Below are 16,652 nucleotides of genomic sequence, written 5' to 3' on the forward strand. Positions count from 1 at the left end.
AAACCTCAGTCGTCTTCTTATCCCTGCACTCCCAGCATTCGGCCCTGTTGCGCTCCATGATTGATAATTCCATTCCGCAAGAAATGCAGACATCCATCAAAAAAATTCCCCCTTTCTACAGGAAAATGGTAATGGGTATATATTTATGCAAAAAACTGCTTTGATATATCAGCTTCAGTTCGACAAATACCGTTGTAGGAGCCTAGAGTCCCGAAAATACCAACTTATTCATTTTTTCTGTATCATTAAGGGGAAGGATAAAAAGTGAATGAGAAAGGGGAACACTATCATGGAATTAGGTTTAATAGGGAAATCCGCCATCATTACGGGGGCAAGCAAAGGGATTGGCTTGGAAACGGCCCTTTATTTAGTGGGAGAAGGTGCAGAAGTCACGATTTGTGCCAGAAACGAGGACCGTTTACAAGAGGCGGCTGCCTTTATTTTTGAAAAGACCGGAAAAGAAGTACTGTACGTGGTGGCGGATGTTACGAAGGAAGAGGATTGTCAGAAACTGGTCCAAGCAGCTGTTGAAAAATATGGGCGGCTGGATATTTTGGTGAACAATGCCGGTACGTCACAAGCCCACCCATTCGAAAAAGTGGAAACGGAGCTTTGGCAGCAGGATCTAGATTTAAAACTATTCGGGGCGATTCATTGTTCACGCTATGCCGTACCATATATGCGTCAGGCAGGGGGCGGGGCTATCGTCAATGTCACGGCCATCTCTGGGAAAACTCCGCCTGCCTCTTCGCTGCCAACATCGGTCAGCCGGGCAGCAGGAATGGCTCTTACAAAGGCAATGAGTAAAGACCTAGGCAAGGACAATATCCGCGTTAATACCGTTTGTATTGGTCTGATTCGCAGTGAGCAAATCGAAAAAATGTGGAAAAACCAAGCGCCAGATCTATCATGGGAAGAGTTTTCAAGGAAAGACCGGCAAATTCCACTAGGCCGCATCGGAAATACGGAAGAAGCAGCGAAAGTGATTTCCTTCCTTGTTTCTGATGCCGCCTCATATGTTTCAGGGGTAGCGGTGAATATCGACGGAGGACTTGCTGGAACGTTATAATCGGAAAAAGGAAAAGGCACCTAAACCAGAATTCGGATTAGGTGCCTCTTGTTTAATTACCCCTTTTTCTAACTTTACTTACTACGAGTAACAATAAAGGGATAAAAAGTCCAAAAGGAAGGGAAAAAGCGGTCCACCATTCGGCTTGTTGGTCTGATTCAACAATATTTTTATTGATAAATAGAGAGAGAAATAGCGTGATGAACCCTAGAGGAAAGGTTAAAGATTTATATTCCTTTAGTTTAAAAATTTGTCCCATGCATATAACCGATCCATAGAAATAAAGGGTGATCTTAATATAAATGGTAATGAACCAGATGAATGCCATAATCGCTTCAATGCGCTGCCAAAATCCGCCGATATTAATGTTGAGTGCGAGGACATAGGTTACGAATTGCTGATTTTCAGAAAAAACGGCCCCAAAGCACAAAATGCTCATTAAAGTGACAAGCGCTAACATGCCCCCTCCCATTACTGTCCCAAGCAAAAATGACTTTTTAGCGGGCTTTGTCCGGTTAACAGCAGGGAAGACCATCAAAAATAACACCAATTGTAAATAAGGGGTTCCAAGAGATTTCACAGTTGCTCCCAATACTGGTTTTATTCCATTGTCTAGTATCGGCAGGGCGTTATGAAAATGAATCATTGGCATAATTGAAATAATAAATATAACAAAAAGTAAAAGAATAAACGGAAAGAAAATTTCTATCGCACGAGAAAAGGGCTCTAGGCCGTAACGGACAGCCATGGTCATAATGACTATGAGCAGGATATGCACTGCCAGAATAGGTGTCTCTCGGAGAAGCTGGATAATTACAAAATCACCGAACTGCCGTACAAAAGTGGCAGTACTAAGGAAAAAATAAACGAAATATAAAAGGGAAACGAGTTTTCCAAGCCATTTTCCTAATACCTTCTCGCAATATTGAGTAAAGTCCATATTTGGAAAACTGCTTCCCAGTGCATTAAACATAAACACGAGCAGCAGTGCGAGCCCGACCACAAGAATACTAGCTAACCAAGCATCTTGTTTTGCGGTATGAATAAGTCCTGATGGGACATACAGAACACTGCCGCCGACTATAAATAAAGCAATCATTATGGTAAATTGATGTGGTGATATTTTACCCTTTTCAAGCATGTATGTTCCTCACTTTTCTCAAAGGGGTAACATCCTTTAAGACCTATTTCATATTATTAAGGGGCGAATTGCTGATAGTGCCGGTTTGTCGGATGGACATATCAACCTTAACGGTAACAGGCATTTCGGAAAATGTCTGGTCCCAATCTTTTTTATATTTCTTCCACGCATCGGGTTCTGAGCGATAAAGTGCTTCCCCGAAGCCGAAAATATCAATTTTATAATTTTTTTGAACATGCTCTATCGTTAATTTCAATTTTTCTTTAAGGGCAATTTCTGATGCTTTCTCTAAATAAGAGATAGAGTTAGGGTTTGTTAAATCTAATCCCTTGCATTCTACTTCCCCGACATTTCCTCGCACTTTAATCCTTACCGAGCCTTGAGGTTTCCCCTTCATCATTTTTGCAGCAAGTTTAGTTTTTATTCCCATTACCTCAATGACGGCTTTTCCACCCTGCGGGCATTTTACATTCCCTACACTGCTCTTCACTTTTCCTAAGGCATAATGAACATCCCTGCTTTCACTTTCATTTAACCATCCAATCAGTTTATCCTGTTTAAAAATCGCCATTCCTTTATAGTCTAAGGTTGTTTTCGGTTTCGTCCGTTCGGTATTCTTAAGATTTGCTCCCTCATTAACATTTCCTCGTATTTCAACACCGGTTAAAATAGGATTAATCCCATCGCTTGCCATGTTATTAACAAGTGTAGTTAATGTAACACCTTCGGTTGGCGCCCATGATTTCGCTGATGCCTCGAGGGAGTTAAACAAATTATTAGCTGGAATTTTTTCTAACGGAGTTAATACCTTTAAAACATCTGCTGCTTTTGCATTCTTGGCTACTGTTATGTAAAAATCATTGCGCACTTCCGGTTCCCTTAAAAGACCGTCAATGATTCCGCCTATTCCTTCCTTTGCCAATTTCTCTCCGAAGACAAGGATTCGCAGGTGCGCAAAATAAAGCTTTCTTGGGGCAGCCGTGGTCACTTTCCTGGCTGCTTCTAATAGTGTGTCTCCCTTGCTTTGATAAACGACCACTGGTGCTTTGCCGCTGCCGCCTTTCTTTGAGGCAATTTCACTTGGATTGACTACTTGGGCAGTCAGAACATATTGGTCCTGCTCTTTATCAACCCCCAATCCAAGTAAAATGGATAGTTCATTTAATTCACGTTTGTTCCAGCAGCCAGAAAGGAGGATGGAACTTAAAAGTATGAGTATAAGGGTTTTTCGTTCCATCTCATTCCTCCAATGTGGTTAATCCTTCATTAAATTTAAAGGAGAGTTCTTAATCATTCCTACATCATGTACTTTTACAGTAACTTCCACGTTTACCGGCATTCTTTCAAAAATTTGCTGCCAATCATTCTTGACCGAATGCCAAAAATCCGGGTTATCACGGCGCGCAGCTTCCCCGAAACCAAATGGATCGAGTTTATATTTCTTTTGCGAAGCATGTAGAGCCTTAAGAATGTTGTCTTTCATTTTTTTCTCAGCTTTCCGTTCTAACTGGCTGATGGTTTCCGGTTTACTTAAATCGAGTGTGTTGCAATACACATCTCCCAGCTTTCCCGCTGCAGTAATTTTGATGTGTCCTGTTGGCTTACCGTCTGAAACCTTTGTTTTTAACTCTGTTTTTGTATGAATCAGCTTAATGCTGGCAAGACCTTTTTCAGGGCAGGGCACGGTTATTATCGTACTTTTGACATTCCCTAAAGCGTAGTTGAGGCCTTTGCTTTCGTCTGTGGATAACCATCCTAGTAATTTATCCTTTTTAAATACACCAACCTCATCAAATTGTAAGTAGGTTTCTGCTTGAGATTGCTGATATTTCCCCAGACTTTCTCCCGCTTGCAGCGGCCCATTTATCATAAGCCCAGTTAATTTGACATCCTTTCCTGCATCTATTAATTCTGAATTCAATTGGTCCAATGTAATGGGCAGTGTGGGTGCCCATTGTTTCTCCGAGGTTAGGAGTGAATCGTATAATTGCTGAACGGGAATTTTTTCTATGGCCGTTAAGACTTTTAAAACATCGCCTGCCTGGCTGTTTTTAGCGATTGTAATATAAAAATCAGTTCGAAATTCCGGATCCCTTGACAAAAGGTCTAATGATTTACCAATCCCATTTTTCGAAAATTCTTCTCCAAAAACGAGCAGACGAAGATGAGAAAAATATAGTTTTCGTGGTGATTCGGTTGTCGTTCTTCTGATTGCCTCGAATAATGTAGCCCCTTTTTCTTGATAAACAACCACAGGAGTATTGCCGCCGCTTCCTATAGATGCTGCAATTTCACTGGGATTTACGACTTGTGTTGTCACTAGGTATTTACCATCTGCTTTATCAATTCCCATTCCAATTACAATGCCAAGCTGATTTAATTCTCTTCGATTCCAACAGGAAGTGAGAAGGATAAGGGAGCAGATGGAAACAAGTAAAAGGAATTTTCGGTTCATGCCATTACTCCTTTAGGCCTCTAAGCTAGTAATATGCTCCCCAAAATCTGGTTTTTTAAGCTAGCAAATGGCAGGATGTTTTATTTCTTGAAGAGAAAATTCGACAAAAACCATCAAATGCGATTCGCACCGTTTATTATGTATAAAATAAGTGAAGAATGGATGGCGAGTGAGTGTGAATAATGAAAAAAAGAGTAGGGAATAGACAGGATAACAGTGAATGAGAGGAAGACCTTCAAATGCTTGGAGTTGCAATTACTATAGTGGCAGCCATTTTGATTTTTGCTTTTGAAATTCCTAAACTGCGAAAAAAAAAGTTAACAAAAGAGCTATGGGTATTTTCCGTCTTAATGGTTATGGCAGTTGGATTAGGGATAGCAGAAAGCTTGCATTTAAGCATTCCTAACCCTTTGAATGGGATCAGAATGGTTCTCCAGCCAATGAGTAATGTTATAAACGGCTTGCTGAAATAGGTTGGGTGAAAGTAATGGAAAATCTTAAAATAAGCGCACGGCAATTTGCGATTCTAGTTATTTTGTTTTCTGTAGGTACGACGATCTTAGTGATACCTGGCAGCCTTGCTAATGTGGTAAAACAGGATGCCTGGATAATAGCCATTATCGGTACAGTCATTTGTTGTTTGATCGTTGGTTTATATGTCATGATAGGCAGGATATTCCCTGCGATGACACTGGCTGAAATCTTGGAATCGGTTCTCGGGAAGTGGTTAGGTAAATCCATTTCCCTATCTTTTGTGTTCTTTGCCTTCTTTGCTGCATCAGATTTAATCTATTATGCTGGCAATTTCCTAACTACCCAAATTTTGCTGTATACCCCAATTGAAGCGATCCATATCATATTAGCGTGCATCTTATTGATGGGAGTCCGCCTTGGTCTTGAGACAGTGGCTCGTGCTGCAGAACTCTTCTTTCCTGTATTTATTTTTTTGTTCGTATTGCTTGTAGGATCCGTATTGTTAACCTCTGATTTATGGAAATTACAAAATCTAGAACCCATACTATTCACGGGAATAAAACCAATGATCCGGGCTGTATTCATTTTTTTAAGCAGTTTTTCTTTTCCATTAATCGTTATATTGATGATTTTCCCAAGTTTCGTGAAGCAGCAAAGGCCGGCTGAGAAATCCTTTTTTATTGCCATCGGTACAGCGGGGGGGTGTTTAACCATCCTTATCTTTTTGACTATTTTAGTTTTAGGTCCTGAGACCAGCGCCAGACAGATGTATCCAAGCTATAATTTAGCTCAATCGATAAAAATTGGGGATTTTTTGCAACGAATTGAAGCCATCTTGGCAATAATGTGGTTAATCACAATTTTTTTTAAAATGGTGATTTATTTTTACGCGGGGATTATCAGTTTTGGACAAACCTTAAATATAAAAGATTACCGTCCCTTTACGTTCCCTTTTGGGATGATGGTGGTAGTGCTTTCCCTGTATTCACACCCCAATGTTACCCATTCAGCAAAATTTGACTATGAAATTTGGCCAGTTTATTCTTTAATATACGGGCTTGCTCTTCCTTTATTATTATTAATGATTCATGGATTAAGGAAATGTATAAAGGATGCTAAATAGAGAAAGCTGCCTATGGAGTAAAGGCAGCTTTCATTATTTTTGGGGTTTTGGGGCAGGAGTGTCTTCGCGTACGATATTGGTTTGACTGAATAACCGGGGCCGTGTAGACATTGCCCATCTTGGAAATCGGAAAATGGCATCCTTTTGATCCTCTTTGATAAAGGGACCATAGGGGGCCATATAAGGTACGCCAAATGAACGCAGGCTGCACAAATGTAGAACCATCGCAATCAATCCTACAATAATTCCAAATAAACCAAATGAGGCCGCGATGGCCATGAAGGGGAAGCGTAGCATCCTAATGGCAATCGCTAATTCATAATTACTGACAATAAAGCTGGCGATAGCTGTAATCGCGACGACGATTACCATGGCAGCTGACACAAATCCGGCTTCAACAGCTGCAGAGCCGATAACAAGTGTTCCAACAATGGAAACCGCTTGGCCAATCGCTTTTGGCATTCTTAAACCTGCTTCACGTAATATTTCAAAACTTACCTCCATCGCAAGGGCTTCGATAAAGGCTGGAAACGGAACACCCTCCCGCTGGGCGGCAAGGGTAATGAGTAATTGCGTCGGCAGCATTTCCTGATGAAAGGTGGTGATAGCAATATATAAAGAAGGTGCCAATAATGCGATAAAAAAACCAACATAACGCAAGAAACGAAGAAGCGTTGAAATATCTGCCCTGTTATAATAATCTTCCGGTGATTGTAAAAACTGTGCGAACACGATAGGCACTGTCATAACAAATGGGGTTCCATCAACCAGAATGGCAACACGCCCTTCAAACAGGTCCGCGGCGATGGCATCAGGCCGTTCCGAATGATACATGGTGGGAAAAGGTGTAAGTACTCCATCCTGAATTAATTCCTCAATATAGCCAGTTTCTAAAATACTGTCAATCTTAATTCGGTCGAGCCGGCTGCGTACTTCCTCGATAATCTTGTCACTGGCAATTCCTTTTATATACATGATGGAGACGATTGTTTTTGATACTTTTCCAATTTTCCTTGATTCAATCCATAGGTTGTGATCTTTGATTTTCCTTCTGATTAGGGCAGTGTTAACCCGGATATTTTCTGTAAAGCCTTCACGAGGGCCCCTGATTGTCGTCTCAGTCGTAGGCTCCTCCACCGACCGCTGCATCCAGCCTTTCATATCAATGGTGAAGCCGTTCGAATATCCATCAAATAAAAGAATCACTTTACCGGATAAAAGAGAATCCAGGAGGTTTGTAAAATCATTTAAATCCTGAATGTCGCCGACGGTTAATACCCTTTCTTTTAAATAGGATAAAAGGTTCAAACCCGTAAAGGTTTCCGCTTCGACATCTGTCATGCGCAAATTATACATTAACGACTCCATTATGAAGTTTTGCGCTGATTGACTATCAATCAAGCCGTCTGTAAAAACGACACAAGCTTTAATCCTGCCATCCTTGCCAATTCTGATTTCCCTTATAATAATGTCGTCGCTGTTTCCTAATAATTCTTTAATTCTTTCGATGTTATCCGTTAATACAGGCTCTAACGGTTCATTTTTTTGTTTGGCCTGGCTTTGCGTGGCAGACTGTTTCGCTGTTTCCTTTTGATTCTCTTCCCATTTGTCTTTAATGGATTTTTTATTTTTATTTTTAAAAAAATTCAAGGTCATTTCCCTCATATTCCTCTTATATTTAAGGTTATTATTTCCTCTTACATTAGGCATATTCTATTTAACGTGGGTCATTATAAAACAATTATGTGGAGGTTTAATTTACCAGCTGAAAGCTCACAATAATGAATATTCATTTTGGTTGTTAGGGAAGGACATTAACCTAATGGAAAAGGCGAAGATTGATGCAAGGCAGCTGTTTTCTCTCATGTTTCTATTTCAATTAGGAACCGGCATTGTGACGAGCATAGGAAAGCATGCAAAACAAGATGCTTGGATATCAATCGCACTTGGTATGGCCGGCGCCCTCATTCTATTTTTCTTTGTATATTTTCAAATATTCAAGCGGTATCCAACCCTTCCTTTTACTGGGGTTTTAGTTCAGGTATTTAGTAAATATATCGGGCTGCCTCTTGGCTTCGTGTATATTTGTTATTTTTTCTTTGCCGGTGCATATAACGTCCGGCATTTAGGGGATACAATGGGGACCTATATTCTTTCTGAAACACCTGTCCCTGTTATTATTTTCATCAGTCTCTTATTGGTTTCTTATGGCTGTTATTTAGGGATTGAAGTATTGGGAAGGACAGCGGAGATCTTAATTGGCGCAATGGTTGCCTTTGGCGTCATTGGAAATATAACGGTCATTGCTTCCGGGATTATAAAAATTGAAAATGTAAAGCCGATCTTAGAATTTGGCTTGATGCCAGTGCTTAAACAGGCGGTCCCCTTAACGGTCTTTTTCCCGTTTGGGGAAATCTTTCTTTTCCTGATGATTTTCCCATATTTAAATAAGCCCAAATTGGTAAAAAGAACGGGTTTATTGTCCGTCTTGTTAAGTGGATTAGGCCTTTCCTGGACCTTTCTTTTGGTTATTAGTGTAATCGGCGTAAACGCACAGAACGTTGAAATTCCGCTGCTTCTTGCCGTTGAGAAAATTAATGTCGGCCATATTATCGAGAGAATGGACTCGATTGTGGTTGGGACATTTGCCGTTGGATTTTTTGCGAAAATATTTCTATATGTTTATGTCGTGGTGATTGGGTTAGCCGATATTTTTAAGTTTAAAAGATATCAGCCTTTGATTTTCCCAGTCGTTGCCCTCATCTTTATTACCTCTGTCTTAGGGGCGAAAAATAAAGTTCTCTATCAAGATTTTTTTTATTTTAAAATGTGGTATGTAATTGGTTTACCGCTTCTGGTCGGGATTCCTGTCATTGTCCTTATTGTGATGTGGATTCGAAATTATATTGGTTCATCACGAACCAATATTTCAAACCAACAAAAAAGTTAGATAAAAAAGATCGATTAAACATGGTAATAAATTGGCTGCTTCTGGCGATTTTGTCACGCTGGATCGGACGACAAGTGATGTAACAAATGTGCCTTTATCTTAAGCAGGGGTGAGTTCAAATGGATTTCCTTCATTCCTTTCAAGATGTATCGAAAAATTGGATTATGAAGCAATCATGGCGGAATTTATTATTTGCCCATTGGCCCGTTCCTGTGGAAGTGATTCGGCCATTTGTTCCTAAAGCGTTACAAATCGATACGTTTGAGAGATATGCCTGGATTGGGATTGTTGTGTTTGTAATGGATGGGATTTTTCTGCGCGGGTTGCCGAGACTGCCGTTATTTGCAAAGTTCCCGGAAATCAATGTCCGGACCTATGTGAAATATAAAGGAAAGCCAGGCGTCTATTTTTTATCACTTGATGCACCGCATTGGGCCACCTATACCATTGCACGGAAGTGGTACCGGCTGCCGTATTTTTATTCTGAGATTCATGCTTGGGAAGAGAGAGCGGAGTTTTCTTACAATAGTGTAAGAAAAGATCGGAAAAGCACTTCTCCAGTGGGGTTTGACGGGAAGTTTAGCGCTTCATCAGAAGTTTATTTTGCGGAATGTGGAACACTTGATCACTGGCTGACCGAACGATATTGTCTATACAGTGTCGATGCAAAAGGGAACATTTTTTGCGGCGAGATTGACCATGCTCCCTGGCCATTGCACCGTGCGGAAGCAGATATCTGCCAAAATACCTTGGTTTCTCCCTTTAAGTTTGACCTTCCAAAGATGGCACCGTTCCTTCATTTTTCACCTGGGGTTGATTCTATTTTTTCAAATATTAGGAGAGTAAAGAATGAGTGAAACTAAAAAACGGCGAACGGTACTGGAGACTGTTCGCCGTTAATACTATATATGATTACCCTTTAAACCGGTACCCTGCACCCCAAACCGTCTCGATATATTGGGGATTGGATGGGTCGGTTTCAATCTTTTCGCGAATCCTTCGGATATGGACAGTGACGGTGGAAATGTCGCCCATGGAATCGAGCCCCCATACCCGTTCAAATAATTGCTCCTTGCTGAAGACACGGTTTGGATTTAGGGCCAGAAAGGTTAATACATCGAATTCCTTGGTGGTAAAAATAATCTCTTCGTCGTTTATATATACCCTTCTTGACGTTTGGTCGATGCGAAGGCCGCGGATCAGGATGCTGTCATTCTGTGGCACCTTGCCGATCAGTCTCTGGTAACGGGACAGATGCGCCTTTACTCTTGCCACTAGCTCGCTCGGACTAAACGGCTTGACGATATAATCGTCTGCTCCAAGCCCCAAACCACGGATTTTATCAATATCTTCCTTTTTCGCCGAAACCATCAGGATGGGGATGTCTTTCTCGGTTCGGATGGTCTTGCAAATTTGGAACCCGTCTACTCCCGGCAGCATCAGGTCGAGCAGCACGAGGTCAAAATCCTCCGCCAGTGCCTGTTTCAGTCCGGCATCTCCAGTGAAAGAAATTTCAACCGAGAATCCCTCTATTTCTAAATAATCCCGTTCAAGCTCGGCAATACTTTTATCATCTTCAATAATTAAGATGCGTTTCACTACTCAACACCTGCCTTTTTCAACGTAAAAAGTATCGTCGTTCCATGTCCTTCTTGGCTTTCCGCCCAGATGGACCCCTGGTGCTCTTCAATAATTCGTTTCGCAATTGATAGGCCCATGCCGCTTCCGCCTTTGTCCGTTCCCCGCGCTGAATCAGCACGAAAAAAACGGTCAAATATTAAGGATAAACTCTCCTTCGCGATTCCAGGTCCATTATCTGTCATTTTAAAAAGAACATAGGAATTGTTTGTTGATAAATGAAAGGACAGCACTTTGTCCGGTTTATCAATGTATTTCAAGGAATTATCGACAATATTGGTAATGACCCTTTTCAAATTCTCACGGTCTCCCATCACTAGATAATCCCCTGATTTTTCGATATTTAAGTTAATATCAACCCGTTTTCCTTCCACATCAAAACGAAGCTCTTCAACAAAATCCTCCAAATAGTGGTCGAAGTGAATTTTTTCAAAATGAAAAGGAAGCCGCTGCAGATCTAGTTTGGAGTACAAAAAGAGTTCTTCAATCATCCGGTCCAGCTCATTTGCTTTCGAAAGAATCGTCTGCATGTAACGGTCCATTTTCTCTGGGCTGTTGGCAACTCCGTCGCGGATTCCTTCCATGTACCCTTTGATGGTCGTAATTGGTGTTCTTAAATCATGAGAAATGTTGGCAATCAGCTCTTTACGATTTTCCTCATACGCAAGCTGAGTTTCAATCGATTCCTTTAACCTAACCCGCATTTCCTCAAACCCTTGTGCAAGTTGTCCGATTTCATCTTTCGATTTAACGGGAATCGGATTGCTGAGGTCGCCTTCCTTCATGCTTTGGGCGGCCCTTTGCAGTCCTCGGATTGGGCGGATAATGCTTTTGGAGACATAATAGGTCAGTAGTCCATTCGTGCCGATTAAAACCAGAATTAATAAGGTAAATAAAATAGGGAAGAAGGTCCGCACGAATTTGGTGACACCACTGGCATCCTTGACGAAGAATAATGAACCTTCGGAACCATCAGGATAGAAGAAATCCAACTTTTTGATGGAGACAAATTGATGATTTACCTGCTCAACGGGTTCGATTTCCCGAAAGAGGCCAAATGGCGGCAGTTCCTTCTTGTCTAAGTCCTTTAACTTTTCGGGCAAATATATGATCTGTTTTCCTCTTCTTACAATTAAGGAGGTGTCGGTGGATTGATTTAATTGGCTGTCAAGATCTTTAAGATAAGCTGGATCCATGAACAGCTCCGGATTTTTCATAGTTTCCTTGCGTAAATCAATAAAAAACTGATTTTGTTCCGATATTTTCTTGTAATGCTCCGGCGGGAGGTAGATCGCCCGCAATTCTTTAACATCCGTTTTGAACAATAACGCGACTAATACGGCGGATAAGCAAACAAAAATAATCGGCACAAGAATCATGGCGAGATTGGATAATACAAGCCTTAATTTAATGGACATCGATTCCACTGCTTTCTTCTGGAATTGTTTTGCTTATAAAAATCTTATTATCATCCAGCGTTGATACTGTTATTATCATATATCAGCAGCCGCTTCGCAATGAAACGGCCGACAAGATAATCATAGCCAACCAGGCTAAACGGGCTATTAAGTAGGTATTAAAAATTTATTAAATTACGGGAGAGGGAGGCGGGGAAAACTTCATCTTTAGGCTTTTTTCACTTATTACCCCCATAATCTATCAGGGAGTTAGCGTATTTTTTAATAGAATCGAGAGAAAAAGCACGAGGGGAATCATATGAACAAACGTATTAGGGGAGCTTTTGCCATGGTGTTAGCGGGAGCATTTACGTTTTCTGCTGCCAACGCCTTGTTAGCCACTCCAACTGTTAAACGATTAGTAAAAGAACACGCATTAGCGATAACCAGTGATTATAAAAAGCAAGATATCATCAGCCAAACTGATAAAACAGCAAAAGACCAAACATCGCCAACGAATTTAAATGATGTGCAAATCAAGTCTTCTCCTAAACTGGCTTTAGATAAAACAGCCAACCAACAGAAAACAGATACAGTAACCAAAAGCACTACCGTCAATCCGGTCAATGCTAAAACAACCACAACGCCTGTTTCAGCTCCGACACCGGAAACAACACCTGTTGCGACACCGAAACCGGCAATAAGCGTACAAGCACCAACGACAACGACCACATCGGCGCCAGCGGGGTCAAATGCAGCCACAGCGACAGCCAACTATGGACAACAAGTGTCTCAAGACGCTAAAGGAAATGCAGCGAGCCGCCAAGATCAAAAAGTCAACAACGGTAAAAATTTATAGATCTTTGAAAAAGGGATCACCAAACATTGGTGATCTCTTTTTCAATATAAAAAAAGACCTTCCCAAATGGGAAGGATCTGTACGAATAGTATTTTTTCCTATAACTTCACATTGTAGCTTTCCTGGCTGACATTCCCTTTCCGTTTTAGTTTATTCCAACCAACGGTTACGCCTTTTATGGCGGAGAATATGGATTTTATCACGACATAGGTCATCAGCTGTTTGTACAAGATGCGCTGCAGGAACAGAGAGACAAGCGGTTTTGGGCTTTCTTTTTCCAAATGAAACGCATATAAAGAAGTACCGAAATCAAGCAGGTAAAAAAGAATAAAGCCAATGACTGCTTTTCCTGGATTTCCATTAAAGAGAGCCAGGATGAATAATATATCAGCAATAGGTGATATAGTTTGATAGAGATACTGGAACACCCACATATTTGGAAGGCCGATAAACCCTAATGAGCTGTGCTGCCTATTAAACAATGCTCGGCGATGTTTCCATAAGCACTGCAGCGTGCCATAAACCCAGCGGTAGCGCTGTTTTGAAAGGCTCTTGAGATCTTCAGGCACTTCTGTGAAGGCATACGCCTTTTCTTCAAATTCAATCTTTTTCCCAAGACGTAATAGGGTAAGAGTAATATCGGTATCTTCTGCCAGAGTATCCTCTTGATAGTATCCTGCTGCTTCCACATCCCTCTTTCTCCATGCACCGATTGCCCCCGGTACAACGGTAATGCAATTGAGAGCGGCAAAGGCTCTTCTTTCAAGGTTAAAGCCTGTCACATATTCGATATGCTGCCAATTTGTTAGGAGGTTTCCCTTATTGCCGACCTTCACATTGCCCGAAACAGCTGCCACCTGTTCATTTTTAAAATGATTAACAAGCAGGGAGATAGCATTTTCTGCAATGAGAGTGTCTGCGTCAAGAGCAACGACGATTTCCCCTTTTGCTTCCTTAAAACCAAGGTTTACTGCAGATGATTTACCCCCATTGTTTTTTTTAATTAATCTGACGTGAGCGTGATTTGCATAAGTTTCTTGAACTACTGCAGCCGTATCATCCTTTGAGCCATCATCGACAATCAGCACCTCGAAAGCAGGGTAATCACTGGATAAAATTGAATCGACTGTTTTACAAATGACTTTTTCTTCATTATAGGCAGCGATCACCACACTGACAAAAGGTGTGTAGCCAGGGTCAATTTGGGTTTCTTTATAGCTTTTTACCTGCTTTCTGGATAAGAAAATGAAGATAACCAGGCGCAGAATTCCTAAAAAGATGGCTGAATAAAACAGGACACTTAATCCTAAATTCCAGCCTTGCATGACCTTGAATACAGCCTTGTCGTAAACCAGATAAGGGCTGTCCTGCTTTGTAACAGGGGGCATCGTTTGACGGTCGTTTTTTCCGACTAAATGGCTAATGGTCGTAAAGGTATACCCGCGTTGTTTTAATTCTTTAATGATAATTGGCAGGGCCTGAACCGTGTTGGAGCGGTCGCCGCCGGCATCGTGCAGTAAAATCACATTTCCTTCCGGCAGCTGTTCCAATACCCGCTTTACTATTTCTTGACTGGAAATCCCTTTCCAATCATCTGGGTCAATGAATTCACCAACCATGGTATAACCCATCTCCTGTGCACGCAATATGGGCAGCAGCTGGCTTCTTGTACCCGGCTGGGCATCGGCCTCAAACGGCGGGCGGAAAAGGTTCATCGAATGGCCGGTGATGGCTTGAAATATTCGCTGATTTGCGTTTAGCTCCATTTTTGTTTGTAATGGCGTGATGGCTGCCATATCAGGATGGGTAAAAGTATGGCTGCCAATTTCATGGCCTTCCACGTATATTCTTTGAATCAGTTCTGGATGCATTATGGCATTTTCACCAACGAAAAAGAAGTTTGCCTTTATATGATGCTTTTCCAGTATATCTAATATTTGTGATGTATAGGCTGGGTCCGGACCATCATCAAAGGAAAGGACAATTTCCTTGGCTTTAGGTTTTCCATACCGAACCACTTCCAAAGGCTTCGGTAATTTCCTATAGGTTACATTTTGAATCAACCCTTGTGAATCTACTTGGATGGATCTTTTCCCTTTTTCTGATTGGGAGGCGACTTTTAAAACCTCACCGTCACCTGTATAGTGAACGGGCTCAGGATGAACCAGGGTTTTAAGGGAGCCAGATGGGTCTTTCATATGCTTTGGCTGGTTCATGAAATTCCAAATAGAAGGGTCTTCAGAACCGAGACGCCAAACGGCTACCCCTTTGGAACCGGTGTCCATCGCCAGCTTCATTTGATTATAGAACGCCGCGGCATCTAAAAACCAAACAACTTTTTTTTTTTCGTCCTTCTTATAACGTAAATAAGGGTTACCTGCTTGATTATTCCAATGGATTTGGAGGTTCGTTCCAATTCCTAAATTCATGATATCCCCGAACGTTTTCGCAGCGGCAGGACGATTAGAGCCCTCTTCCCAGTCATAACCGTAGCTCCCCAAGCCAGCAATTAATTTTTGAGAGGGAATAGGGAGCTGGTTTAAACTCTCTTTCACCCAATCAGATGCAGCAACAGGTCCTGGTTTATTCATAGACGTATGCTGGTCATAGAGCATGACAATCACGCGGTCAACGTTAGCCGCTAAAGCAGCATAATCAAAACTTTCGTGTTTCGGAGGGACATCCACTGTGACCATGAGGCCATGCTGATGAAACTCTTTGGATACTTTTTCGATAAACCGAGTGAAATTCGTTTTGTCGTTAGGATCGATTTCTTCGAAGTCTATATTAATACCGTCAAACTCATTTTCTCTTACATATTCAAATAAATTTTTAATAAAAGAATCTTCCGCGCCGGGAGTTGTAAATAACCGATGAAGAAGTTCGCCATCCCATTTATTATTTATAAAATTATTCACTAATGGGAGCACCTTAATCTGATGGGCTTTTGCCTGTGCGGCAATAGACTTGTCAGTGCTCGCTTTTAAGGTAAGTTCGGGAGTAAGCTGCAGCCATTCCGGTACCAATGTTGTAATGGTATCGCTATTTTGTTTAAAAGAAGTCTTGCTGTTTTCGTCCCAATTAACATAAAAACCATATACCTCTTGTTTGCTTGCGATTTGTTTATTTTTAAGTGTAAGAGGGGAGGGGTTCGTATTTTGAAGCTGCTTGGCGAGCTCTGCTTCACTGAAACTTTGATTAATCGGCTCAATCCCGCTCTTAACTGAACTTTTATTTAATTCCAATTCCGGGAACGCTGGGTTTGTATTCAAGCTTTCTATAAAAGTAGTCATGACTAAAAGAATTAAAACAACAAAGCCTGCACTCATTCGTTTCACAATGGTCCAGCGTCTTTTGGCAGGATCAAGAAAAACATGTTCTTGGTTTTGCACCCTTTTTTTCAACCCTAGATTGTAAAACCATTGAAAGAAGAAATAGCAGACAAGCCCGATTAAACCACCTAAGATACCTGCCGTAATGGATTGCGAAAGTTGTATATTCATGGAGGAAAATAACCAGTTATCTTTCCATGCTTCCAAATCCAGA

At 41.3% G+C, this 16,652-nt stretch carries 13 protein-coding genes; 6 read left to right on the top strand and 7 right to left on the bottom strand.

Features of this window, described 5'->3' with window-relative positions; genetic code table 11:
- Window positions 1-289: 289 nt before the first annotated feature.
- The gene (locus V5M37_RS02340) at window positions 290-1,069 is read left to right on the top strand and encodes an SDR family NAD(P)-dependent oxidoreductase (RefSeq protein ID WP_423800582.1); all 780 of its coding nucleotides are present in this window, start codon (window positions 290-292) and stop codon (window positions 1,067-1,069) included.
- Between the two features lie 52 nt (window positions 1,070-1,121).
- Here the strand turns inward: V5M37_RS02340 and V5M37_RS02345 are convergent, their stop codons facing one another.
- From V5M37_RS02345 to V5M37_RS02355, 3 genes are read right to left on the bottom strand one after another with little or no spacing between them, the layout of a single operon-like run.
- The gene (locus V5M37_RS02345) at window positions 1,122-2,210 is read right to left on the bottom strand and encodes a GerAB/ArcD/ProY family transporter (protein ID WP_423800583.1); all 1,089 of its coding nucleotides are present in this window, start codon (window positions 2,208-2,210) and stop codon (window positions 1,122-1,124) included.
- 43 nt (window positions 2,211-2,253) lie between these two features.
- Entirely contained in the window at window positions 2,254-3,447 is a 1,194-nt protein-coding gene (locus V5M37_RS02350) for a Ger(x)C family spore germination protein (RefSeq protein WP_423800584.1), read from the bottom strand.
- Window positions 3,448-3,465: 18 nt separating this feature from the next.
- Window positions 3,466-4,665, bottom strand: a complete 1,200-nt coding sequence (locus V5M37_RS02355; RefSeq protein WP_423800585.1) for a Ger(x)C family spore germination protein — start codon at window positions 4,663-4,665, stop codon at window positions 3,466-3,468.
- Between the two features lie 239 nt (window positions 4,666-4,904).
- Here V5M37_RS02355 and V5M37_RS02360 point away from each other — a divergent pair, with 239 nt between their 5' ends.
- Together V5M37_RS02360 and V5M37_RS02365 are read left to right on the top strand one after the other, a co-directional pair.
- Window positions 4,905-5,138 (top strand): hypothetical protein, encoded by a 234-nt coding sequence (locus V5M37_RS02360; protein WP_423800586.1) that lies wholly within the window; start codon window positions 4,905-4,907, stop codon window positions 5,136-5,138.
- 14 nt (window positions 5,139-5,152) lie between these two features.
- On the top strand, window positions 5,153-6,262 hold the full coding sequence (locus V5M37_RS02365) for a GerAB/ArcD/ProY family transporter (protein WP_423800587.1): 1,110 nt from the start codon (window positions 5,153-5,155) through the stop codon (window positions 6,260-6,262).
- Window positions 6,263-6,295: 33 nt separating this feature from the next.
- On the opposite strand, the gene V5M37_RS02370 is transcribed toward V5M37_RS02365, so the two are convergent.
- Entirely contained in the window at window positions 6,296-7,918 is a 1,623-nt protein-coding gene (locus V5M37_RS02370; RefSeq protein ID WP_423800588.1) for a spore germination protein, read from the bottom strand.
- Window positions 7,919-8,084: 166 nt separating this feature from the next.
- Here V5M37_RS02370 and V5M37_RS02375 point away from each other — a divergent pair, with 166 nt between their 5' ends.
- Both V5M37_RS02375 and V5M37_RS02380 read left to right on the top strand, forming a co-directional pair.
- Complete coding sequence (locus V5M37_RS02375; RefSeq protein WP_423800589.1) at window positions 8,085-9,212, top strand: GerAB/ArcD/ProY family transporter; 1,128 nt, start codon at window positions 8,085-8,087, stop codon at window positions 9,210-9,212.
- A gap of 119 nt (window positions 9,213-9,331) precedes the next feature.
- On the top strand, window positions 9,332-10,069 hold the full coding sequence (locus V5M37_RS02380; protein ID WP_423800590.1) for a YqjF family protein: 738 nt from the start codon (window positions 9,332-9,334) through the stop codon (window positions 10,067-10,069).
- 55 nt (window positions 10,070-10,124) lie between these two features.
- Here the strand turns inward: V5M37_RS02380 and V5M37_RS02385 are convergent, their stop codons facing one another.
- Window positions 10,125-10,811, bottom strand: coding sequence for a response regulator transcription factor (locus V5M37_RS02385; RefSeq protein ID WP_423800591.1), 687 nt, complete (start codon window positions 10,809-10,811; stop codon window positions 10,125-10,127).
- A complete protein-coding gene (locus tag V5M37_RS02390; protein ID WP_423800592.1) occupies window positions 10,811-12,268 on the bottom strand; it encodes a sensor histidine kinase in 1,458 nt (485 codons plus the stop codon). The genes V5M37_RS02385 and V5M37_RS02390 overlap by 1 nt, the downstream gene beginning before the upstream one ends.
- A 298-nt stretch (window positions 12,269-12,566) precedes the next feature.
- On the opposite strand from V5M37_RS02390, the gene V5M37_RS02395 reads away from it, so the two are divergent.
- Complete coding sequence (locus V5M37_RS02395; protein ID WP_423800593.1) at window positions 12,567-13,106, top strand: hypothetical protein; 540 nt, start codon at window positions 12,567-12,569, stop codon at window positions 13,104-13,106.
- Between the two features lie 98 nt (window positions 13,107-13,204).
- On the opposite strand, the gene V5M37_RS02400 is transcribed toward V5M37_RS02395, so the two are convergent.
- Window positions 13,205-16,510: a glycosyltransferase gene (locus V5M37_RS02400; RefSeq protein ID WP_423802561.1), complete on the bottom strand. Its 3,306-nt coding sequence runs from the start codon at window positions 16,508-16,510 to the stop codon at window positions 13,205-13,207.
- Between the last annotated feature and the right edge of the window lie 142 nt (window positions 16,511-16,652).

The organism is Neobacillus sp. SAB-20_R2A, assembly GCF_049568635.1.
GTDB classification, from domain to species: Bacteria; Bacillota; Bacilli; order Bacillales; family Cytobacillaceae; genus Neobacillus; species Neobacillus citreus.

Bases quoted from the DNA above. Each gene is read 5' to 3' on its own strand.
- V5M37_RS02370 (WP_423800588.1), bottom strand. From the start codon at position 7,918: ATGACCTTGAATTTTTTTAAAAATAAAAATAAAAAATCCATTAAAGAC.
- V5M37_RS02390 (WP_423800592.1), bottom strand. From the start codon at position 12,268: ATGTCCATTAAATTAAGGCTTGTATTATCCAATCTCGCCATGATTCTT.
- V5M37_RS02360 (WP_423800586.1), top strand. From the start codon at position 4,905: ATGCTTGGAGTTGCAATTACTATAGTGGCAGCCATTTTGATTTTTGCT.
- V5M37_RS02340 (WP_423800582.1), top strand. From the start codon at position 290: ATGGAATTAGGTTTAATAGGGAAATCCGCCATCATTACGGGGGCAAGC.
- V5M37_RS02350 (WP_423800584.1), bottom strand. From the start codon at position 3,447: ATGGAACGAAAAACCCTTATACTCATACTTTTAAGTTCCATCCTCCTT.
- V5M37_RS02365 (WP_423800587.1), top strand. From the start codon at position 5,153: ATGGAAAATCTTAAAATAAGCGCACGGCAATTTGCGATTCTAGTTATT.
- V5M37_RS02395 (WP_423800593.1), top strand. From the start codon at position 12,567: ATGAACAAACGTATTAGGGGAGCTTTTGCCATGGTGTTAGCGGGAGCA.
- V5M37_RS02375 (WP_423800589.1), top strand. From the start codon at position 8,085: ATGGAAAAGGCGAAGATTGATGCAAGGCAGCTGTTTTCTCTCATGTTT.
- V5M37_RS02380 (WP_423800590.1), top strand. From the start codon at position 9,332: ATGGATTTCCTTCATTCCTTTCAAGATGTATCGAAAAATTGGATTATG.
- V5M37_RS02355 (WP_423800585.1), bottom strand. From the start codon at position 4,665: ATGAACCGAAAATTCCTTTTACTTGTTTCCATCTGCTCCCTTATCCTT.
- V5M37_RS02345 (WP_423800583.1), bottom strand. From the start codon at position 2,210: ATGCTTGAAAAGGGTAAAATATCACCACATCAATTTACCATAATGATT.